Origin of the sequence: Pseudomonas shirazica (genome assembly GCF_015168335.1) — a bacterium.
Classification (GTDB): Bacteria; Pseudomonadota; Gammaproteobacteria; order Pseudomonadales; family Pseudomonadaceae; genus Aquipseudomonas; species Aquipseudomonas asiatica.
In genome coordinates this window covers 901351-922719 of sequence record NZ_CP063456.1, presented here as the reverse complement: position 1 = coordinate 922719, position 21369 = coordinate 901351, and the positions used below count along the sequence as shown (strand labels likewise).

At 63.6% G+C, this 21369-nt stretch carries 21 protein-coding genes; 10 read left to right on the top strand and 11 right to left on the bottom strand.

Going from position 1 to position 21369, the window contains the following annotated elements; translation table 11 throughout:
- Positions 1 to 568 precede the first annotated feature (568 nt).
- On the bottom strand, positions 569 to 1552 hold the full coding sequence (locus IMX18_RS04325; RefSeq protein ID WP_217191236.1) for a TauD/TfdA family dioxygenase: 984 nt from the start codon (positions 1550 to 1552) through the stop codon (positions 569 to 571).
- Positions 1553 to 1733: 181 nt separating this feature from the next.
- Here IMX18_RS04325 and azu point away from each other — a divergent pair, with 181 nt between their 5' ends.
- From azu to IMX18_RS04310, 3 genes are all read left to right on the top strand, one after another.
- Positions 1734 to 2183, top strand: a complete 450-nt coding sequence (gene azu, locus IMX18_RS04320) for an azurin (RefSeq protein ID WP_085721507.1) — start codon at positions 1734 to 1736, stop codon at positions 2181 to 2183.
- A gap of 34 nt (positions 2184 to 2217) precedes the next feature.
- Positions 2218 to 3870 carry a cyclic peptide export ABC transporter gene (locus tag IMX18_RS04315; RefSeq protein ID WP_015271335.1) on the top strand — a complete coding sequence of 551 codons (1653 nt, stop codon included), beginning with the start codon at positions 2218 to 2220 and terminating at the stop codon, positions 3868 to 3870.
- A gap of 154 nt (positions 3871 to 4024) precedes the next feature.
- Positions 4025 to 5182: an ATP-binding protein gene (locus tag IMX18_RS04310; protein WP_102083962.1), complete on the top strand. Its 1158-nt coding sequence runs from the start codon at positions 4025 to 4027 to the stop codon at positions 5180 to 5182.
- A 136-nt stretch (positions 5183 to 5318) separates the two neighbouring features.
- Here IMX18_RS04310 and IMX18_RS04305 read toward each other — a convergent pair whose 3' ends face one another.
- Entirely contained in the window at positions 5319 to 6254 is a 936-nt protein-coding gene (locus IMX18_RS04305) for an aspartyl/asparaginyl beta-hydroxylase domain-containing protein (RefSeq protein WP_013973745.1), read from the bottom strand.
- A 173-nt stretch (positions 6255 to 6427) separates the two neighbouring features.
- On the bottom strand, positions 6428 to 7402 hold the full coding sequence (cysK, locus tag IMX18_RS04300; protein WP_013973746.1) for a cysteine synthase A: 975 nt from the start codon (positions 7400 to 7402) through the stop codon (positions 6428 to 6430).
- A gap of 134 nt (positions 7403 to 7536) precedes the next feature.
- Between cysK and IMX18_RS04295 the strand changes: the two genes are divergently transcribed.
- The 3 genes from IMX18_RS04295 (at position 7537) to IMX18_RS04285 (ending at position 10876) form a co-directional block, all read left to right on the top strand.
- The gene (locus IMX18_RS04295; RefSeq protein ID WP_015271338.1) at positions 7537 to 8610 is read left to right on the top strand and encodes a DUF748 domain-containing protein; all 1074 of its coding nucleotides are present in this window, start codon (positions 7537 to 7539) and stop codon (positions 8608 to 8610) included.
- Between the two features lie 228 nt (positions 8611 to 8838).
- Positions 8839 to 9684, top strand: a complete 846-nt coding sequence (locus tag IMX18_RS04290; protein ID WP_015271339.1) for an AAA family ATPase — start codon at positions 8839 to 8841, stop codon at positions 9682 to 9684.
- A gap of 13 nt (positions 9685 to 9697) precedes the next feature.
- The gene (locus tag IMX18_RS04285) at positions 9698 to 10876 is read left to right on the top strand and encodes a vWA domain-containing protein (RefSeq protein WP_013973749.1); all 1179 of its coding nucleotides are present in this window, start codon (positions 9698 to 9700) and stop codon (positions 10874 to 10876) included.
- A 114-nt stretch (positions 10877 to 10990) separates the two neighbouring features.
- Here IMX18_RS04285 and IMX18_RS04280 read toward each other — a convergent pair whose 3' ends face one another.
- Genes IMX18_RS04280 through IMX18_RS04265 form a run of 4 tightly spaced genes read right to left on the bottom strand, consistent with a single transcriptional unit; the run spans position 10991 to position 14663 of the window.
- Positions 10991 to 11908 (bottom strand): 5-oxoprolinase subunit C family protein, encoded by a 918-nt coding sequence (locus tag IMX18_RS04280; protein WP_015271340.1) that lies wholly within the window; start codon positions 11906 to 11908, stop codon positions 10991 to 10993.
- Positions 11905 to 12591, bottom strand: a complete 687-nt coding sequence (gene pxpB, locus IMX18_RS04275; protein WP_015271341.1) for a 5-oxoprolinase subunit PxpB — start codon at positions 12589 to 12591, stop codon at positions 11905 to 11907. Before pxpB ends, IMX18_RS04280 begins: the two co-directional genes overlap by 4 nt.
- On the bottom strand, positions 12588 to 13367 hold the full coding sequence (locus IMX18_RS04270; RefSeq protein WP_015271342.1) for a 5-oxoprolinase subunit PxpA: 780 nt from the start codon (positions 13365 to 13367) through the stop codon (positions 12588 to 12590). Before IMX18_RS04270 ends, pxpB begins: the two co-directional genes overlap by 4 nt.
- 9 nt (positions 13368 to 13376) lie before the next feature.
- Positions 13377 to 14663: an MFS transporter gene (locus IMX18_RS04265; RefSeq protein WP_013973753.1), complete on the bottom strand. Its 1287-nt coding sequence runs from the start codon at positions 14661 to 14663 to the stop codon at positions 13377 to 13379.
- Between the two features lie 128 nt (positions 14664 to 14791).
- On the opposite strand from IMX18_RS04265, the gene IMX18_RS04260 reads away from it, so the two are divergent.
- Positions 14792 to 15703, top strand: coding sequence for a LysR family transcriptional regulator (locus tag IMX18_RS04260; protein ID WP_217191238.1), 912 nt, complete (start codon positions 14792 to 14794; stop codon positions 15701 to 15703).
- Between the two features lie 134 nt (positions 15704 to 15837).
- On the opposite strand, the gene IMX18_RS04255 is transcribed toward IMX18_RS04260, so the two are convergent.
- The 3 genes from IMX18_RS04255 to IMX18_RS04245 are packed head-to-tail and all read right to left on the bottom strand — an operon-like array spanning position 15838 to position 17663.
- Positions 15838 to 16359 carry a DUF2937 family protein gene (locus IMX18_RS04255; protein WP_023661383.1) on the bottom strand — a complete coding sequence of 174 codons (522 nt, stop codon included), beginning with the start codon at positions 16357 to 16359 and terminating at the stop codon, positions 15838 to 15840.
- 9 nt (positions 16360 to 16368) lie between these two features.
- Complete coding sequence (locus IMX18_RS04250; protein ID WP_013973756.1) at positions 16369 to 17142, bottom strand: class II glutamine amidotransferase; 774 nt, start codon at positions 17140 to 17142, stop codon at positions 16369 to 16371.
- A 14-nt stretch (positions 17143 to 17156) separates the two neighbouring features.
- Positions 17157 to 17663 carry a hypothetical protein gene (locus tag IMX18_RS04245; protein WP_015271345.1) on the bottom strand — a complete coding sequence of 169 codons (507 nt, stop codon included), beginning with the start codon at positions 17661 to 17663 and terminating at the stop codon, positions 17157 to 17159.
- Positions 17664 to 17862: 199 nt separating this feature from the next.
- On the opposite strand from IMX18_RS04245, the gene IMX18_RS04240 reads away from it, so the two are divergent.
- On the top strand, positions 17863 to 19905 hold the full coding sequence (locus IMX18_RS04240; protein WP_217191240.1) for a S9 family peptidase: 2043 nt from the start codon (positions 17863 to 17865) through the stop codon (positions 19903 to 19905).
- Between the two features lie 112 nt (positions 19906 to 20017).
- Here the strand turns inward: IMX18_RS04240 and IMX18_RS04235 are convergent, their stop codons facing one another.
- Positions 20018 to 20296 carry a hypothetical protein gene (locus tag IMX18_RS04235; RefSeq protein WP_015271347.1) on the bottom strand — a complete coding sequence of 93 codons (279 nt, stop codon included), beginning with the start codon at positions 20294 to 20296 and terminating at the stop codon, positions 20018 to 20020.
- A gap of 131 nt (positions 20297 to 20427) precedes the next feature.
- Between IMX18_RS04235 and IMX18_RS04230 the strand changes: the two genes are divergently transcribed.
- Complete coding sequence (locus IMX18_RS04230) at positions 20428 to 20799, top strand: YajD family HNH nuclease (RefSeq protein ID WP_003259546.1); 372 nt, start codon at positions 20428 to 20430, stop codon at positions 20797 to 20799.
- 73 nt (positions 20800 to 20872) lie between these two features.
- The gene (locus IMX18_RS04225; protein ID WP_015271348.1) at positions 20873 to 21343 is read left to right on the top strand and encodes an RNA methyltransferase; all 471 of its coding nucleotides are present in this window, start codon (positions 20873 to 20875) and stop codon (positions 21341 to 21343) included.
- Positions 21344 to 21369: the final 26 nt, after the last annotated feature.

Here is a 21369-nt window from a genome sequence, read left to right as displayed (position 1 = left end):
AACCAGGCATATGATGAACCCGGTAGGCCCGAAAGCCTCCCGCGTACAGCTGTCGTGTCAACAATCATCATATGTCTTGCCAGGTTTCCACACCCGATCGCTGAACCGTCAGCGACAGGCAAAGCCTAGAGTGCGGGATTTGCAGGAACAATCAGACGCGTGTCGACAGAGGTTGTAGGGTATTTCGCAGGGGGTGGAGTTGCCAGTCCCGAGGCGTAGGAAGAGTCTGGGATTTTTGTAGGTTGCTGGGGGCATGTCTTGAGAATGCGTCAGGGCTGACAGGTGTTCGCCATGACAGGTTCAGCGCCTATGAGATCGAGCGCCGCCCGCGCGGCGCATCGCGAGCGAAGCTCGCTCCTACATCTGTTTCGGGCCAATTATTCCTGAGGCATTGGCGCGCGGCCCCTTGGCGTTCGACTGGATATCGTGTGGGACAAACAAGGCGGCCGCGCGCGCTGGCACAGGCAATACTGGCCCGAAACAAATGTAGGAGCGAGCTTCGCTCGCGATGCGCCGCGCGGGCGGCGCTCGATCTCATAGGCGCTGAACCTGTCATGGCGAACACCTGTCAGCCCAACACCTCCCTATGCCCCTGCGCCATCGCCACCACTACCTTGCGCTTGCCGGTAAACGGCGACCGCGCATGCGCCGCAAGCATGTTGTCCAGCATCAGCACATCGTTTGCCTGCCACGGAAAGCTGATGGTGCATTCGTCCAGCACCCCGCGCACTTCATCGAGCAGTGAATCCTCGATGGTCGTACCGTCGCCGTAATACACGTTACGCGGCAAATCCCCTTCCTCGACGATGTCCATCAACGACTCGCGCACCTCTGGCTGCAGGTTCGACACATGGAACAGGTGCGCCTGGTTGAACCACACATCCTCCCCAGTCACCGGGTGGCGCGCCACCACCTGGCAGCGCTGGCGGGTGCGCAATTCGCCGTCATCCTTCCAGATGCACTCGATGGCATGCGCCCGGCAATAGGCCTCGACCTGGCGCGGGTCTTCAGTGTTGAACACCTGCGACCATTCCACATCAAGGCCGTTGCCGTAGTTGCGCACGTACATCAGCCCCTTCTCCACCAGCCGCTCACGAATGCGCGCCGGCATGCGCCGGTACACCTCGCGGCTGTCGGCAATCGGCGTCTCGCCACCGGTCTCGGCGGGGATCACGCTGTAGAACCAGATTTTCATCGGCCATTCCAGGGTGTAGGCCTGCTCGTTGTGCAGGGGGATGCTCTGGTGCGCCGGGTACTCGGTGGAGGTGTACACGCCCTTGGTCACGTTGCTGCGCGGGGTGGAGCCAAACTCGTAGTTGAGCAGCGGGTGACCGAAAGAAGCAGCGAACTGGCGGAAAGCTTCGGCACCACCCACCTCGAAGCCGCGAAACAGGATGCCGCCAGCCTGCAGCAGGTGCCGGTCCACCAGCGGCTGCAACTCGGCAAAGGCTTCCAGCAGGTCGATGCCCGGCTCCGGCGCGCGCACCAGCAGTGGCAGGTTGCCGCGTGCAGCGTCCAGGGGTTCGATCGCAAAGCTCAGCAGTTCACTCATGTCCGGTCACCTCAGGCCAGGGCCGCATAGGCGGCGAAATCGGGATGTGCGCCATGTCGGCGCCTGACTGAATGAACGAGCGGGCGATGGGGAAATTCACCTGGGCCGCACACACAGGTAAAGCCGGCGCGCGCCGGTTCGTCTGAACGATGTGCACCCTTCTATCGCCCAGGAACCGTACATGACTCGCCAGCTTCTGCTCCTCGCCCTGCTCGCCGTGGCCCCTGCCGCCTGGTCGGCGCAGCCATGCGCCGTGGAAATCCATGGCACCGACCAGATGACCTTCGACAAGGCCGCCATCACCGTGCCCAAGGCCTGCGCCGTGTTCACCGTCACGCTCACCCACCCTGGCGACATGCCGAAGAACGTGATGGGCCACAACTGGGTGCTGAGTACCCAGGCCGACATGCAAGGCGTGCTCGACGACGGCCAGAAAGCCGGCGAGGCACTGGACTACGTGAAGCCCGGCGACACCCGGGTGATCGCCCACACCCGCCTGATCGGCGGCGGTGAAACAGACAGCGTCAGCCTCGACACCCGATCACTGAAGGCAGGTACCGCGTACAGCTTCTACTGCTCGTTCCCGTTCCACGGCACCTTGATGAAAGGCTCCCTGACCCTCGGCAGCTGACCCCGCCCCCACCTCACCAGCGAGATCACGCTTCATGAAAACCTCCTCCCCCGGGGCCATCCGCGAATTGCTGGGCCTGCTGAAACCCTACCGCCCGGCGGTAATCGTCTCGGTGCTGCTGGGCATGCTCGGCGGACTGGCCGTGACCGCCCTGCTGGCCACCGTCAACCAGGGCCTGCATGCCGCTGGCGGCATGAGCCAGGGCGTGATCCTGGCCTTCGCCGGCCTGTGCGTGCTGGCCCTGGTCAGCAGCGTGGCGGCCGACAGCGGCACCAACTACGTTGGGCAGAAAGTCATCGCCAGGCTGCGCAAGGACCTCGGCGCCAAGGTGCTGTCGGCGCCGATCGAGCAGATCGAGCGCTACCGCACCCACCGCCTGATCCCGGTGCTGACCCGCGACGTCGACACCATCAGCGACTTTGCCTTCGCCTTCGCCCCGCTGGCCATCTCGCTCACCACCGTGACTGGCTGCATGGCCTACCTGGCCTGGCTGTCGTGGCCGATCTTCCTCATCACCCTGGCGGCCATCGGCATTGGCAGTGGCATCCAGTACGTGGCCAGGCAGAAAGGCGTGGCCGGCTTCAACGCCGCCCGCGATGCCGAAGACAACCTGCAGAAGCACTACTCGGCCATCGCCGAGGGCGCCAAGGAGCTGCGCATCGACCGCCGCCGCCGCCACGCCATGCTGACCCGTAACATCCAGGGCACCGCCGACTTCATCGCCAACACCCATATCCGCGCCATCAACATCTTCGTCGCGGCCAAGAGCCTGGGGTCGATGCTGTTCTTCGTGGTCATCGGCCTGACCCTGGCCCTGCAATCGCTATGGCCGAGCAACGACCCGGCGGTGATGAGCGGCTTCGTGCTGGTGCTGCTGTACATGAAAGGCCCGCTGGAAACCTTGATCGGCAACCTGCCGATCCTCGGCCGCGCCCAGGTGGCGTTCCGCCGCATTGCCGACCTGTCCGAGCGCTTCTCCTCGCCCGAGCCGCACCTGCTGCTGGAGCCGCCGGTCAAGCGCACCGCCCCGGCCAGCGCGCACCTGGAACTGCACAACGTCGAGTACGCCTACCCGCCGGTGGACGGCAACGAGCCGTTCCGCGTGGGGCCGGTGAACCTGAGCATCGAACCGGGCGAGATCCTGTTCATCGTCGGCGAGAACGGCTGCGGCAAGACTTCGCTGATCAAGCTGCTGCTCGGCCTATACACCCCGCAACGCGGCGAAGTGCGCCTGAACGGCAAGGCCGTCGGCCCGGAGGGGCTGGATGACTATCGCCAGCTGTTCACCACGGTGTTCGCCGACTACTACCTGTTCGACGACCTGCCCGAGCATGAACACAGCCTGCCCAGTGATGCCACGCGCTACCTCGAGCGGCTGGAGATCGCCCACAAGGTGAGCGTACGCGACGGTGCCTTTACCACCACCGACCTGTCGACCGGCCAGCGCAAGCGCCTGGCACTGGTCAATGCCTGGCTGGACGGGCGACCGGTGCTGGTGTTCGACGAATGGGCGGCGGACCAGGACCCGACCTTCCGCCGGGTGTTCTACACCGAGCTGCTGCCGGACCTGAAGCGTTTGGGCAAGACCATCATCGTGATTTCGCATGATGACCGGTATTTCGATACGGCGGACAAGGTGGTGCACCTTAGCCGGGGGAAAGTGGTGGAGGCGTTGGAGCCGGCTTGAGGCAGCAAAGGGGGGCTGCGCGCCCCTCATCCACCACAATCTATAATCGTTCTATAGTCTGTCTATAATTCCCTATAAACACCGCGCCTCTCAGATCTATAATGCCTCTATAATCCATCTATAATCGACTATAAATTGAAACGGAGGGGCCGAGATGCCTGAAACTGTCTATCACCGCCCGGCGCTTGCGTCCCGCCTGTCGAAATTGATCCTGCAAGTCGCCGTGGGCAGCGCAGCAAGCTCTGGTGTGTTTCTCGCTGCGCCACGACGTACCGGGAAATCCACCTTTGCCCGCGAAGACCTGCGCCCGGCCCTCGAAACAGCCGGGGCCATTGTGCTGTATGCCGATCTGTGGAAAGACCTGACCAAAGATCCCGGGCAAGTCATCGTAGAAGCGGTGCGTGAGGCGGTCGGGCGTAACGAAGGCTTCATCACGCGGCTGGCAAAGTCATCTGGCATGGAGAAGGTCACTGTCGGCGGCCTGAATTTCAGCGTGGACAAGATCGGGCTGGGGCAAGATGTCGACCTGACCACCGCCCTGGCGGCGCTCTCCGATGAGTCCCGCAAGATCATCGTGCTGATCATCGACGAAGCACAGCATGCAATCACGACCGAGCAAGGAATAGCGGCGCTGTTCGCCCTCAAGGCAGCCAGAGACGAACTCAACAGTTCGAAGCACCATGGCTTGCGCATCGTCTGCACCGGTTCAAACCGGGACAAGCTGGCCATGCTGCGCAACAGCAAGGACCAGGCGTTCTTCGGCGCCTCCATGGTGCAGTTCCCGACCCTGGACCAGGACTTCATCGACTGGCTGTGCGCCAATATCGACCTGCCATGCGCACTCGATTCAACGGAGGTGTTTCAGCTCTTCAAGGAAAGCGGCTATCGCCCAGAGCTATTGGGTGCGGCCGCGGATGAAATCCGCTTCGACTTCGGCATTGAACCCGAGGCCATTCCGGCACGCTTCAGAGAGCTTGTTCAGGCACAAGCCAATGACTTGAACGCAAACCTGAAAAAGGTGATCCACAGCCTCACGCCTATCCAGGCTGCGGTTCTACGTGTCATGTGCGCAAAGGGGAACGACTACGCGCCGTTCGAGGCCCCGACCCTGGCACTTTACGCCAAAGCGATGGAACAGGCTGGCGTGGATGCGAGCGAAGTGAAGGCCGAGGTACCGGGGGTGCAGCAAGCGCTCATCGCCTTGCAGGACAAGAACCTGGTGTGGAAAGCATCGCGGGGGGTGTACGCGGTAGATGAACAGGTGATAGTCGATATCGTGCGAGCGGACGGTTTGCTGGAAGGTCTTGCCTGAGTGGTTTTCTGAGAGGACGCCGGGGGCGCTTTGCGCCCCTATCGCGACACAAGGCCGCTCCTACAGGAGTACGCAATCACCTGTAGGAGCGGCCTTGTGTCGCGATGGGCTGCAAGGCAGCCCCAACAGGCAGAAATCAGAACAACCAGTGATACAACAGGTACACCACCACCGCCGCCAGCACCGGCCGCAGCACGCGGTAGGCCTTGGGGTTGGCGCGCTTGAACTGCTTGACCTGGCTACTGATCCGGTTGCTGAAGCGCTTGCTCCAGGCGTAGGCCTGGTTGATCCCGCCAACGCGCTCGTCATCAGTGTTCTGCGGCGCGGTGGCACGGCCGAGGAAGGCGCTGACCTTGCGGTTGATGCGAGTCATCAGCGGGCTGCTCAGCGGGCGTTCGATGTCGCAGAACAGGATCACCCGGGTAACGTCGGTCTCGTTCTTGACCCAGTGCACGTAGGTTTCATCGAACATCACATCCTCACCGTCACGCCAGGCATATTCCTCGCCATCGACGTAGATGCGGCAAGCATCGGAGTTGGGGGTGGACAGGCCCAGGTGGTAGCGCAGGGAGCCGGCGAACGGGTCGCGGTGCGGGTTCAGGTGGCTGCCGCCGGGCAGCAGGGCGAACATCGCACCCTTGACGTTGGGGATGCTGCTGACCAGCTCGACGGTGCGCGGGCACAGGGTTTCGGCAGAAGGCAACGGTTTGTCGTACCACTTCAGGTAAAAGCGCTTCCAGCCTTTCTTGAAGAACGAACCGAAGCCGGCGTCGTTATCCTTCTCCGCGGCGCGGATGTAACCCTCGTCGAACAGGCGCATGGCCTCTTCGCGGATTTCCTGCCAGTTGTCCTTCAGCACGTCCAGCTCGGGGAAGCGCTGGCGGTCCAGGTAGGGTTTGGACGGCACGCCGGAAAACAGGTACATCAGGCTGTTATAAGGGGCGAACAGCGCCGAATGGTTGACGAACTGGCGCAACACCGGCAAGCGAGCCTTGCCGCGCAGGTGCACGAACAGCACGCTGCCAAAAAACACCAGCAAGACACCCGCCTTGGCTGCAAAGGAAAAGGTCATGCTTTCACTCCTTGAGGAAGAAACAGGGCTGCGCGCCCTGCTCTCCGATAAATCATCCTGCCATCATAAACTGATGCCGCCGGGGTAAAAACAGCCCGGGCAGCAACTCAATCATGAAGATTTTGCAATAAACCAAGCCGCCGAACGTTGCGCCGGATCAGCGGCAAGGCCGATTACTGCTGGTTTTCCTGCTCGCTGAACATGTCGCTGAACAGCATGCTCGACAGGTAGCGCTCGCCGGAGTCCGGCAAAATCACGACGATGGTCTTACCCTGCATTTCCGGCTTTTCGGCCAGGCGCACGGCCGCCGCCATCGCCGCACCACAGGAAATGCCACAGAGGATGCCCTCTTCCTGCATCAGGCGGATGGCCATGGCCTTGGACTCTTCGTCGGTCACCGTTTCCACCTGATCGACGATCGACAGGTCGAGGTTTTTCGGTACGAAGCCTGCGCCGATGCCCTGGATCTTGTGCGGGCTGGGCTTGAGCTCTTCGCCGGCCAGGGTCTGGCTGATCAGCGGCGATGCCACTGGTTCCACCGCCACCGACAGGATCGCCTTGCCCTGCGTATGCTTGATGTAGCGCGAAACACCGGTGATGGTGCCGCCGGTGCCAACGCCCGCCACCAGCACGTCGACCGCGCCGTCGGTGTCGTTCCAGATTTCCGGGCCGGTGGTTTTTTCGTGGATCGCCGGGTTGGCCGGGTTTTCGAACTGGCCCGGCAGGAAGTACTGGGCCGGGTCGGAGGCGACGATTTCATTGGCCTTCTCGATGGCGCCCTTCATGCCCTTGGCCGGGTCGGTCAGCACCAGCTCGGCGCCCAGAGCCTTCAGCACCTTGCGGCGCTCCAGGCTCATGGATGCGGGCATGGTCAGCATCAGTTTGTAGCCACGGGCTGCGGCGACGAAGGCCAGGCCGATGCCGGTGTTGCCCGAGGTCGGTTCGACGATGGTCATGCCCGGCTTGAGCTTGCCGCTGCTTTCGGCGTCCCAGACCATGTTCGCGCCGATGCGGCATTTGACCGAATAGCCCGGGTTACGCCCTTCGATCTTGGCCAGGATGGTCACGCCGCGCGGGGCAATGCGGTTGATCTGCACCAGCGGCGTGTTACCGATGGAGTGGGCGTTGTCTGCAAAGATACGGCTCATGGCAGGGGTCCTTGGCATGAAAAAAAGCAGGGAAAGACCTCAAGGGTAAGCCCGCACCGGTGGCCCGTAAAGCCTGTTCGAACTCACGCGGACTCGTTGCGGTCAACCGCATATCCTGCGTTGGAGACACTTCGATGAGAGCCCGTTATCGCTGGCCGTTGATCGGCCTGGCCAGCCTGATCGTGCTGTTGCTGGCGCTGCACCTGGCCCTGCCCTATCTGGTGCGCGACTACCTCAATGACAAACTGGCCGACATGGGCGACTACCGTGGCCAGGTGGCCGATGTGGACCTGGCCTGGTGGCGCGGTGCATACCAGATCAACGGGCTGAAGATCGTCAAGACCACCGGCAAGGTGCCGGTACCGTTTCTCGATGCACCGCTGATCGACCTGTCGGTGAGCTGGCACGCCCTTTGGTACGACCGCGCAGTGGTTGCCGAAGTAATATTCGACCGGCCGGAACTCAACTTCGTCGATGGCGGCAACAAACAGAACTCGCAGACCGGTCAGGGCACCGACTGGCGCCAGCAACTGGAAAAACTGCTGCCGATCACCCTGAACGAGGTTCGCATCGACAACGGCGTGCTGACTTTCCGCAACTTCAACTCCAAACCACCAGTCAACCTCAAGGCCACTCAGCTCGATGCCAGTATTCGCAACCTCACCAACATTCGTGACGAAAAGGGCCGACGTGATGCCAGCTTCGATGGCACGGCGCTGATCGTAGGCGATGCCAAGGTGGAAAGTCGCGCCACCTTCGACCCGTTCAGCGATTTCGACGACTTCGAGTTCCGCCTGCGCGCCAAGGGTATCGAGCTGCGCAAGCTCAATGACTTCGCCAGCGCCTACGGCAAGTTCGATTTCAATGCCGGGCACGGCGATGTGGTGATAGAGGCCGAGGCGACCAACGGGCGATTGAACGGGTACATCAAGCCACTGTTGCGGGATGTGGATGTGTTCGACTGGCAGCAGGATGTGCAGGAGAAGGACAAAGGCTTCTTCCGCTCGGTCTGGGAAGCGCTGGTAGGTGCGACCGAGACGGTATTGAAGAACCAGCCGAAGAACCAGTTCGCGACCCGGGTAGAGCTCAGCGGCAGCGTGCACAAACAGGATATCAGCGCCTTCGAGGCGTTTCTGCAAATACTGCGCAACGGGTTCATCGAGGCGTTCAATGCGCGGTATGAGCGTGATGCGCCGGATTCCGACTAGGATCGAGTGACGGGGCATTCAGGGACTGAATACCTGGTCTGCGTTTCCAGTCGGCGAACCCCGCGTTATAGTCGGAGACAAATCAAAATATGTGCTGCCTGTTCCGGCCCTATCGCCGGCAAGCCAGCTCCCACAGGATCCCCACAGTTCTCAAGACCTGTGCTGTACCTGTGGGAGCTGGCTTGCCGGCGATAGGGCCAGAGCAAGCTACCCTCAGAGGACAGACCCATGAAGTTCGAAGGCACCCGCGACTACGTCGCCACAGACGACCTGAAACTGGCGGTAAACGCGGCCATCACCCTCGAACGCCCCTTGCTGGTCAAGGGCGAACCCGGCACCGGCAAGACCATGCTTGCCGAGCAGTTGGCGGCCTCGTTCGGTGCGCGCCTGATCACCTGGCACATCAAGTCCACCACCAAGGCCCACCAGGGCCTCTACGAGTACGACGCGGTCAGCCGCCTGCGGGACTCGCAGCTGGGCGTGGACAAGGTCCACGATGTGCGCAATTACCTGAAAAAAGGCAAGTTGTGGGAGGCCTTCGAGGCAGAGGAGCGGGTCATCCTGCTGATCGACGAAATCGACAAGGCTGACATCGAGTTCCCCAACGACCTGTTGCAAGAGCTCGACAAGATGGAGTTCTACGTCTACGAAATCGACGAGACCATCAAGGCCAGACAGCGCCCGATCATCATCATCACCTCCAACAACGAAAAGGAGCTGCCGGACGCATTCCTGCGCCGCTGCTTCTTCCACTACATCGCCTTCCCCGACCGCGCCACCCTGCAGCAGATCGTCGACGTGCACTACCCGAACATCAGCCAGTCGCTGGTCAGCGAGGCGCTGGACGTGTTCTTCGACGTGCGCAAGGTACCAGGCCTGAAGAAAAAGCCGTCCACCTCCGAACTGGTCGATTGGCTCAAGCTGCTGATGGCCGACAACATCGGTGAAGCGGTGCTGCGCGAACGCGACCCGACCAAGGCCATTCCACCGCTGGCCGGCGCGCTGGTGAAGAACGAGCAGGACGTACAACTGCTCGAGCGCCTGGCCTTCATGAGCCGGCGCGGCAACCGCTGACAGGAGCCGGGCCATGCTGCTCAACCTGTTCAATGAAATGCGCGCGGCCAAGGTGCCGGTGTCGGTACGCGAACTGCTCGACCTGCACCAGGCCCTGCAAAAGCGCGTGGTGTTCGCCGACATGGACGAGTTCTACTACCTCGCCCGCGCCATCCTGGTGAAGGACGAGCGCCACTTCGACAAGTTCGACCGCGCCTTCGCCGCCTACTTCAAGGGCCTGGAGAACCTCGACCGGCACATCGAAGCGTTGATCCCCGAAGACTGGCTGCGCAAGGAATTCGAGCGTTCGCTGACCGACGAGGAACGCGCGCAGATCCAGTCGCTGGGTGGCCTGGACAAGCTGATCGAGGAGTTCAAGAAGCGCCTCGAAGAGCAGAAGGAGCGTCACGCCGGCGGCAACAAGTGGATCGGCACCGGCGGCACCAGCCCCTTCGGCTCCGGTGGCTTCAACCCCGAGGGCATACGCGTGGGCGAGGCCGGCAAACGCCAGGGCAAGGCGGTGAAGGTGTGGGACCAGCGCGAATACAAGAACCTGGACGACCAGGTGGAGCTGGGCACGCGCAACATCAAGCTGGCTTTGCGCCGGCTGCGCAAGTTCGCCCGTGAAGGCGCCGCCGAAGAGCTGGACATCGACGGCACCATCGACCACACCGCGCGGGATGCCGGGCTGCTGAACATCCAGATGCGCCCCGAGCGGCGCAACACGGTGAAGCTGCTGTTGCTGTTCGACATCGGTGGCTCGATGGACGCCCACGTCAAGGTCTGCGAAGAACTGTTCTCGGCGTGCAAGACCGAGTTCAAGCACCTGGAGTACTACTACTTCCACAACTTCGTGTACGAGTCGGTGTGGAAAAACAACCTGCGCCGCACCTCGGAGCGCTATTCCACCTTCGACCTGCTGCACAAGTACGGCGATGACTACAAGGTTGTGTTCGTTGGCGATGCGGCCATGGCGCCCTACGAGATTACCCAGCCGGGTGGCAGCGTGGAGCACTGGAACGAAGAAGCCGGTTATGTGTGGATGCAGCGTTTCATGGAGAAATTCAGGAAGATCATCTGGATCAACCCGTACCCGAAGCAGGCCTGGGACTACACCGCATCGACCCACCTGGTGCGGGACTTGATCGAAGACAAGATGTACCCGCTGACCTTGCAGGGGTTGGAGGAAGGGATGCGTTACCTGTCCAAGTGATTTTGCCAGTGCCGGCTCTTTCGCGGGTAAACCCGCTCCTACAGGTCCCGCACAGGCCTCCCGGCTTGCGCCGTACCTGTAGGAGCGGGTTTACCCGCGAAGAGGCCGGCTGCCTTATCGCCAACGGTCCAGGTAAGCCTGCTGCTCCCGCCACGCCTCATCCTGCACCACCGCCCGGAACCGCACCACCGCGCCCGGCATGCACTGCGCCAGTTGCGCCAGCGCCAGCGGCGTCAATGCCCCCAGCCGCGGATAACCGCCAATGGTCTGCCGGTCATTGAGCAACACGATCGGTTGCCCATCAGGCGGCACCTGCACCGCCCCCAGCGGAATCCCCTCGGAAATCATCGGCGCGCCCTGGTAGACCAGCTGCGGCCCCAGCAGGCGGATGCCCATGCGGTCGGCACGGCTGTCCAGCGTCCACTCGCGGTTGAACGCCTCGAACAGGCTGGTACCGCTGAAGTCACCGATCTGTGCGCCGATCACCAGGTCAAGCACAGGCTTTTGTGGGTACTGTGGCCGCAGCGCTTCGGGTACCTCCCGCAGGGTCGGCGAAGTGCCTGAGAATGCCAGAACGTGGCCTTTGCCAAGCGCAGAACCCTGACCATCGATACCGCCAAGTTCTTCCCGCACAACGGTGGCACAACTGCCCAGCACATCCTCGCCGAGGAACCCGCCAGGCGCCGCCAGATACGCTCGCACGCCCTGCTTCGGCTGCTTCAGGGTCAACCGCTGGCCCTTGACCAACGCAAAGCTGCGCCAGGGCGCCAGCGGCTGATCATCGACACGCGCATCCAGGTCGGCACCGGCCAGGGCCAGCACACAATCCTGCTCGGCGACCACACAGAAACCACCTAGCGCCACCTCGACCACCGGCGCCGCCAACGGGTTGCCCAGCAGCCAGTTGGCCCAGTGCATCGCCACCCAGTCCAGCGCCCCGCCCTGGGTCACGCCCAAATGGCGTACGCCAAAACGCCCAGCATCCTGTAATTGGCACAGCGGAGTACTGGCCTCGATCTTCAACTGCTTCATGCTTGTGCCTCCACATCACCGCCCAACGCCACGAAGTTGCTGCGCGAAACCGGCACGAAGCGCACCCGGTCACCGGGTTGCAACAGGCTGTAGCCCTCGCGTTCATGGTCGAACAGGCGCACCGGGGTACGCCCGATCAGGTTCCAGCCACCCGGCGATACCGCTGGATAGGCCGCCGTCTGGCGCTCGGCAATGCCGACGCTGCCGGCCGCCACGCGCTTGCGCGGGGTGCTAAGGCGCGGGCTGGCCAGGCGTTCGTCCACCAGGCCCATGAAGCCGAAACCGGGGGCGAAACCCAGGGCGAACACCGGGTACTCGCGCTCGCTGTGCAAGCGGACCACCTCTGCTTCACTCAAGCCACTGCGGGCCGCCAACACCGGCAGCTCCGGGCCGACGCTGGCGTCGTACCACACCGGGATCTCATGGCGGCGGCCACCGCTGCCCGTGTCTGGCTGCAAGCCCTCCAGCGCACGGATGATCAGTGCCCTCGCCTCACCCGGTGGCAGGTCGAACTGCACCATCAGCGTGGTGTAGGACGGCACCAGGTCCAGCAAGTGCTTGCCGAACGTCGCGTGCAAGCGCTGGCTGGCGGCAAGCATCCACGGCATGTTGCCCTCGTCGATACCATCGAACAGGCGCACCATCAGGCTGTCGATGGCCACGACTTCAATACGGGGTTTCATCGCGACTCCAGGGCATCGAGAGCCTGGCGAATCTGCCGCACAGCCGCCACCGAACTGTCGTTGTCACCGTGTACGCACAGGGTACTGGCTGCAAGCCTCAGTGCACTGCCATCGTCCGCGACGAGCGTATCGCCGCGGGCCAGGCGCACGGCCTGCTCCACCACCAGCGCCGGGTCGTGGTGCACAGCGCCGGGCAGGCGACGCGACACCAGATGGCCGCTGGCGGTGTAGGCGCGATCGGCGAATGCTTCGAACCACAGCGGCACGCCAATCTCATCACCCAGGGCCTGGGCGGCGCGGTTGTCGGCGGTGGCCATCAGCATCAGCGGCAGTTCTGCGCCATAGGCCGCCACAGCCTCCAGTACGGTGCGCAGCTTGAGCGGGTCGGCCATCATGTCGTTGTACAGCGCACCATGGGGTTTCACGTAGGCCACGCGGCCGCCCAACACTTTGCAGATACCGTCCAGCGCACCGATCTGGTAATGCAGCAGGTCGCGGATTTCCTCCGGGCTGCAGGCCATGGAGCGGCGGCCGAAGCCGACCAGGTCCGGGTAGGCCGGGTGCGCGCCGATGGTCACCCCGTGCTCCAGTGCCAGGGCCACGGTCCGGCGCATGATGCCGGGGTCACCGGCGTGGTAACCGCAGGCGATGTTGGCGCAATCGATGTAGGGCATGACCTCGGCATCCAGGCCCATGCGCCAGCTGCCAAAGCTCTCGCCCATGTCGCAATTGAGTAGCAGGCGTTCCACTGCACGGCCTCCGTTGTCGTTGTTCATATGCCTACCTTAACGCGCCTGCAGCTGTTTGCCGCGGGTTTCCGGCAGGCTCAGCGCCGCCACGATCACCACCCCGTAGGACACGGCGGAGAACACGCCGATACCCAGGCCCAGCGGTACTTTCTGGCCGAGCACGCCGATCAGCAGCGGGAACAGTGCCGCGATGACCTTGCCGATGTTGTAGCAGAAGCCCTGCCCCGAACCACGGATACGCGTGGGGAACAGTTCGGTGAGGAACGCGCCCATGCCGCTGAAGATACCCGAGGCGAAGAAGCCCAGCGGGAAGCCCAGCCACAGCATCACGCCGTCGCTGACCTGCATTTGCGTGTACAGCAGTACGATGACGAACGAGCCCACGGCGAACAGGATGAAGTTTTTCTTGCGCCCCAGCAGGTCGGACAGGTACGCACTGACCACATAGCCGACATAGGAGCCGACGATCACCATGGCCAGATAGCCACCGGTACCCAGCACGCTCAGGCCGCGCTCGTTCTTGAGGAAGGTCGGCAGCCACGAGGTAATGGCGTAGTAGCCGCCCAGTGCGCCGGTGGTCAGCAGGGAAGCCCGCACGGTGGTCCAGAGCATCCCCGGGGCAAAGATTTCGTAGAACTGCGCAGGTGCCTCGGCGTTTTCCACCGCCTTGGCCTCGCGATATACCTCGGGGTCCTTGACCAGGCGGCGGACGAAGATCACGAAGATCGCCGGTACCAGGCCCAGCAGGAACAGCGCGCGCCAGGCCTGCTCTGCCGGCAGCCAGGAGAACAGCAGCGCGTAGAGGATGGCGGTGAGGCCCCAGCCAAGCGCCCAGCCGGACTGCACCATGCCCACCGCCTTGCCACGGTCCTGGGCGCGGATCACCTCGCCGATCAGCACCGCGCCGGCGGTCCACTCACCGCCAAAGCCGAAGCCCATCAGGGTACGGGCGATCAGCAATTGTTCGTAGTTCTGGGCGAAGCCGCAGAGGAAGGTGAAGAAGGCAAACCACAGCACCGTCAGTTGCAGGGTGCGCACGCGGCCAATGCGGTCGGAGAGAATGCCGGCCACCCAGCCACCCACGGCCGAGGCGATCAAGGTACTGGTGTGGATCAACCCGGCTTCGGTGGTGGTGATGCCCCACAGCATGATCAGCGTGGGGATGACGAAGCTGAGCATCTGCGTGTCCATGCCGTCCAGGCCATAGCCGATCTTGCAGCTCCAGAAGGTGCGGCGCTGCTGTGAGTCGATGTCGCGATACCAGGCGAAAGGCCCGGACGAAGATGGGGAACTGACCTGCTGCTGCACGCCGGTGGGGTTCATGCTTGCCTCGGCTTGTTGGTATTGTTTTATGGGCGACAATGAGTCGCGGCCTGGCTGCCATTGTTCAGAGGCCGCGCCACCTGCGTCCAACGAGAAAAACCGCCGGTCTGGAACAAGAAAAACTGATCATGAACCTTCGCTTCCTCGAAACCTTCGTCTGGGTCGCCCGGCTCAAGAGCTTCCGCCTGACCGCGGAAAAGCTGTTCACTACCCAGGCCTCGGTTTCCAGCCGCATCGCCGCGTTGGAGGCCGACCTTGGCGTGAAGCTGCTGTTGCGCGACTCACGTGGCGTCAGCCTGACCCCGGAAGGCGGCAAGGTGCTGGAATATGCCGAGCGCATGCTGGAAACCGCCAAGGCCATGAAGCAGTCGCTGGACAGCGACCGGGCCAAGGTCGGGCGCATCCGTATCGGGGTGATGGACACGGTGATCCACACCTGGATGAGCGCACTGGTGGCGGAGCTGACCGAGCGTTACCCGCAGGTGGAGATCGAACTGGTGGCCGACACTGCGCTGAACCTTCGCGAGCAATTGCAGAAGGGCTTTCTCGACGTGATCCTGCAGACCGACCTGCTGCGCGAGCAATCGATCCGCAGCCTGGACCTGGCGCGCTACCCCATGGGTTGGGTGGTGGCCGCCGGCTCGCACCAGCACCGCGACTATGCTTCGCTGGCCGAGCTTGGGCGGGAACGCATCATCACCTTCTCGAAGAACTCGCGGCCGCACCAGGAAGTGCTGAGCCTGCTGCAGGGCGCGGGGGCCGAAACGCCACGGCTGAACTGCGTGAACTCGGTGGCGGCGATTACCCGGCTGTTGCGTGACGGTTTTGGCATTGGTGCGTTGCCGCCGGCGCTGGTGGATGCCGAGTTGAGCCGGGGTGAGCTGGTATTGCTGCAGGGGCTGCAACCGCCGCCGAGCCTGGAGCTGGTAGTGGCCTGGCAGACCGGGGTGGCCTTGGTGGATGAAGTGGTCGGGGTTTGCCGGCAGGTGCTGGAGAGGTATGCGCGGGATGTGGGTGAGCAGCGGATTGTGTTGGTCTGACTGATTGGCTTTGTCTGTGCTGGCCTCTTCGCGGGCTTGCCCGCTCCCACAGGTACTGCACGGCTCTCAAGGCCTGTGATGATCATGTGGGAGCGGGCAAGCCCGCGAAAGGGCCGGCACAGGCACTGCAAAAATCAGCGCCAGCTCTCTTTCACCGCCCCACGCCGCCCGCCCAGGATCACCCAGCCAATCGCCAGCAACAGGCTCTCGATCACGAATGCCAGCACAAACCCTGCACCAAGCCCCCAGCCAACCGCCTCGGGCACCAGCAGGATCTGGTAGCTGTAGCCATTGAGGGTTTCTTCACGCAACTGCGGGTCGGCCTGCACCAGCACGTGCCAGGTACGTTGCGCCCATGGCGCTTGCAGCGCCTGCCATTCGTTTTCCAGCAGTTCGTTGCGGATCATCAGGCTTTCGATGCTGTTGGCATCACTGTTGAACACTGGGTCGTCGCTGCTGCGGTAATGTCGCAGCAGCGCCTGCAGGTCACCATTGAAGAAGCGTTCGGCGGTCTGCCGGAAGCCGTCGAGCGCCTCGCGTGATTCGAACAGGTGCGCCTCGACCCGCTGGCTGTAGTCCTTCACCAGCCCCGGGACCTGGATACCGGCCAGCAGGCCGAAGGTGAACAGCAGCAACCGCAGGTAACTTCTGAACATGCCGCGTCCTTAGCTCTGGCCGTGCGCCACGCACTCGCCGTGCCGCCACAGGGCCCACTGACCCGGCTCGTAGCGCTGCCAGGTCTCGTTCTCGGTCAAGGCCTCGGTGGCGATCACCGTGACCACGTCATTAGGGGTCGTTTCGGTGTGAAAATCGACGATCAGGTCGACATCCTTCAACCGCGCCGCACCAAAGGGTGCCCGGCGAGTAATGTGCACCAGCTTGGTCGAACAGAAGCAGAACAGCCAGTCGCCGTCGCTGAGCATGCAGTTGAACACGCCCTGGCCGCGGTAGCCGGCACAGGCTTCGACCAGCACCGGCAGCAGCTGTTCCACCGGCACGGGCTCTGGGAAGGCGCTGCGGATGCGGTTGAGCAGGTCGCAGAAGGCCGCCTCGCTGTCGGTGTCGCCCACCGGCCGGTAGAAACTGGCCTGGCCCTTGAAGTCGCCCAGCTGGCCATTGTGCGCGAAGCACCAGTTGCGGCCCCACATCTCCCGTACGAACGGGTGAGTGTTGGACAGGCACACCTTGCCGACGTTGGCCTGGCGGATGTGGCCGATGACCACTTCGCTCTTGATCGGGTAACGCTGCACCAGGTTGGCCACTTCCGACTCGCTGCTCGCGGCCGGGTCCTGGAACAGGCGCAGGCCACGGCCTTCGTAGAAGCCGATGCCCCAGCCGTCACGGTGCGGGCCGGTACGGCCGCCGCGCTGCATCAGGCCGGTGAAGCTGAAGACGATATCGGTGGGGACGTTGGCACTCATGCCCAGCAGTTCGCACATAGGCGTGTCTCCGCTTACAGACGGGGCTCGACCCGGCCGCTGCCGCGGGAGACGGCTGGGGCGACAGGGGGTGGCGCATCACGGTAACGGTCGCGGCGCTCTGCGGCCAGCGGGGCCTGGGCGCCGAGCTGGTCATCTTCGGCAGCCTGGCGCTGGGCAGCGGCCTCGGCCTGCGCGCGGCGCTCGCGGGCGCGTTTCTCCAGCGGAAAGCGCAGCAGCACGAAGAGGAAATACAGGGAAAACGCGCCCATGCCGTACATGGCGAAGTCGGAAACCGCGCGCCAGGCGTTGTTGCCGACCTTGAAGGCGACGTCGAGGGCGGTGATGGCAATCGCCGGGGCGAAGCTGTCCTTGACCGGGTCGACGATGGTCGGGGTCAGCAGCAGCACCGCCAGCACCACCCGCAGCGGTTCGCGCAGCCAGCGCCACATCCAGCCGGTGAGCTTGAAGCCCACCATCAGGCAGCCCAGGGCGGCAACAGCGTAAAGGCCCCAGGCGAGGGTGTAGTCGTTCTCGGTCATGGTGTTCGTGCAAGCCAGGCAAAGAGATGCCTATGATAAACACTTTTCCGGGCGCAGACAGCGTTTGCCTGTGCCGGCCTCTTCGCGGGCTTGCCCGCTCCCACAGGCACTGCACAGTTTCAAGATCTGTGGTGAACCTGTGGGAGCGGGCAAGCCCGCGAAGAGGCCGGCACAGGCAACCCCAATCAAGAGATCCTCAATGCCAACCAAGCCCCAACCCCCGATTGCCCACCAGGCCCAGGCCAGCGACCCGTACGCCTGGCTGCAACAGCGTGACACCCCCGAGGTGCTCGCCTACCTGCAGGCCGAGAACGCCTACCAGGAAGCCTGCCTGGCCGACCAGGCGCCGCTGCGCGAACAACTGTTCGAAGAGATCAAGGGCCGCATCCTGGAAACCGACCTGTCGCTGCCGGCGCCCTGGGGCCCCTACCTGTACTACACCCGTACCACCGCAGGCGACGAGTACCCGCGCCACTACCGCTGCCCGCGCCCGGCCGACGACTCCAACACGGTCGATGAAAGCCAGGAACAACTGCTGCTCGACCCCAACGCCCTGGCCAATGGCGGTTTCCTGTCCCTCGGCGCGTTCAACGTCAGCCCCGACCACCGCCTGCTGGCCTACAGCCTGGACACCAGTGGCGACGAAATCTTCACCCTGTACGTGAAGGACCTGGCCAGTGGCAGCGTCACCTCCCTGCCCTTCGACGACTGCGACGGCAGCCTGACCTGGGCCAACGACAGCCAGACGCTGTTCTTCGCCGAACTGGACGAGACCCACCGCCCGTGGCGCCTGCGTCGCCACACCCTGGGCAACGACGGCGCGCAGACCGTGTTCGAGGAGACCGATGGGCGCTTCTTCCTGCACTGCTACCGCACCAGCTCCGAACGCCAGCTAGTGCTGCTGCTCAACAGCAAGACCACCAGCGAAGCCTGGGTGCTTGACGCGGAAACCCCGCAGGCACCGTTCACCTGCCTGGCGCCACGGGTCGAAGGTCACGAGTACTTCCCCGACCACGGCCAGCTCGACGGCCAGTGGCGCTGGTTCATCCGCACCAACCAGGACGGCATCAACTTCGCCCTGTACCACGCCCCGGTCGCACCAGTGCCCAGCCGTGAGCAATGGCAGGTGCTGGTAGCGCACCGCGACGCGATCATGCTCGAAGGCCTCAGCCTGAATGCCGGCGCGCTGACCCTGAGCCTGCGCGAAGGCGGCCTGCCGATCATCGAGGTACGCCCGCAGGGCCTGGCACCCTACCGCGTCGAACTGCCCGACGCGGCCTACAGCCTGTACGTGCAGGACAGCCTGGAATTCGCCAGCCCACGCCTGCGCCTGCGCTACGAAGCACTCAACCGCCCAGCCCAGGTACGCCAGCTGGAGCTGGCCAGCGGTGCCCAGGCGGTGCTCAAGCAAACCCCGGTGCTGGGGCCGTTCGATGCCGACGACTATGTCAGCGAGCGCCTGTGGGCTACCGCAGCGGACGGCACCCGGGTGCCGATCAGCCTGGTGCGCCGCCGCCAGGACCTGGGCCAGACCGTGCCGCTGTACCTGTATGGCTACGGCGCCTATGGCGAAAGCCTCGACCCGTGGTTCTCGCACGCGCGCCTGAGCCTGCTGGAGCGCGGCGTGGCCTTTGCCATCGCCCATGTGCGTGGTGGTGGCGAACTGGGCGAAGCCTGGTACCGCGCCGGCAAGCAGGAGCACAAGCACAACACCTTCAGCGACTTCATCGCCTGTGCCGAACACCTGATCGCCGAGGGTGTTACGGCTGCCGACCGCCTGGCCATCAGTGGCGGCAGCGCCGGTGGCCTGCTGATGGGCGCGGTGCTCAACCTGCGCCCCGAGCTGTTCCGCTGTGCGATTGCCGAAGTGCCGTTCGTCGACGTGCTCAACACCATGCTCGACCCCGAGCTGCCGCTGACCGTGACCGAGTACGACGAATGGGGCAACCCTGAGGAGCCGGAGGTGTATGAGCGGATCAAGGCCTATGCACCGTACGAGAACGTGAAGGAACAGGCCTACCCGGCGATGCTGGTGGTGGCGGGCTACAACGACAGCCGCGTGCAGTACTGGGAAGCGGCCAAGTGGGTGGCGCGGCTGCGCACGCGCAAGACCGACGACAACCTGCTGCTGCTCAAGACCGAGATGGGGGCTGGGCATGGCGGGATGAGCGGGCGGTATCAGGGGCTCAAGGATGTGGCCCTTGAGTACGCGTTCGTCTTCGGCGAGCTAGGTATCGTTTGAGAAAGCTGGGGGCGCTTTGCGCCCCTTTCGCGACACAAGGCCGCTCCTACAGGTACCGTGCATGCCCTGAATCCTGCGCGCTCCCACAGAAAACCGGGGCAGCCGGCTGAATTCAATCATCCTGCACCGCCGGCTTCGGCGGGTCTTGGCGCAACCCCGGCAATGGCTGGTCCTTCGGTGGCCCGGGCACCGGCATCGGCGGTAACAGTGGCGCCCCCGGCTGGCTGTCATAGGCCTTGGGCGGCGTACTCGGGGTAATCTGCGGATATGGCGTAGGCGTAGGCGTACCCGGTGCACCGGGCACCGGCGTGCTCAACCGGGGTGGCGTGCTGGCAGCTTCGGCCATGGGCAGGCCGGCCAACAACAGCACAACGAGGATCGCGCGAAACATCAGCAACCTCCTGTCGGGAACCTTCCTACAGGCTACGCCTAAATCAAAGCTTTCGCCTGTCCGCCTGCCCCGCAAGCGCGCTAGACTCAGTGCATAACCGTCATTTGCCTGATCAGAACAAAGGAAACACCATGAGCTCCACCTCTTCCGCCGCCGCCACCGCGCGCCTGGACCGCATCCTGGCCGATGCCAAGCGCGACAAGGAAATGGGCTACCGCGACAAGGCCCTGAAAATGTACCCGCACGTCTGCGGCCGCTGCGCCCGCGAGTTCTCCGGCAAGCGCCTGAGCGAGCTGACCGTGCACCACCGCGACCACAACCACGACAACAACCCGCAGGACGGCTCCAACTGGGAGTTACTGTGCCTGTACTGCCACGACAACGAGCACTCGCGCTATACCGACCAGCAGTACTTCAGCGAAGGCTCCACCAGCACCCCGAGCATCGCCAAGGCCACCCACAACCCGTTCGCCGGGCTGGCGGGCATGCTGAAGAAAGACTGACCATCGATTCACCACCCCGCTGCTACCGGGCAGCCCGTATAATCGCGCTTTTTTTCGCGAAGGGCCCCGGTACGTGGCAAACAAACGATACAGCTGCATTGGCCTGTTCAACCCCAAGTCGGCAGAAAACGTCGGCTCGGTGATGCGCGCCGCGGGTTGCTACGGCGTCAATTCGGTGTTCTACACCGGCAAACGCTACGAGCGTGCGCGTGACTTCGTCACCGACACCAAGCGCGTGCACTACGACATCCCGCTGATCGGCATCGATGACCTGCAGCGCATCATCCCGCTGGGCTGCACGCCGGTGGCCGTGGAGTTGGTGGAGGGCGCGCGGCCATTGCCGGAATACACCCACCCGGACCGGGCCATCTACATCTTCGGGCCGGAAGACGGCAGCCTCAGTGCCGATGTGCGGGCATGGTGCGAAGAGACCATCTACATTCCGACCGAGGGCTGCATGAACCTCGCAGCGACGGTGAATGTGGTCCTGTATGACCGCATGGCCAAGGGGCTGAATACCCGTTCGGGGCCCAGGTTCAAATAGCCGACTGAACGATGGCGGCGGCCAAC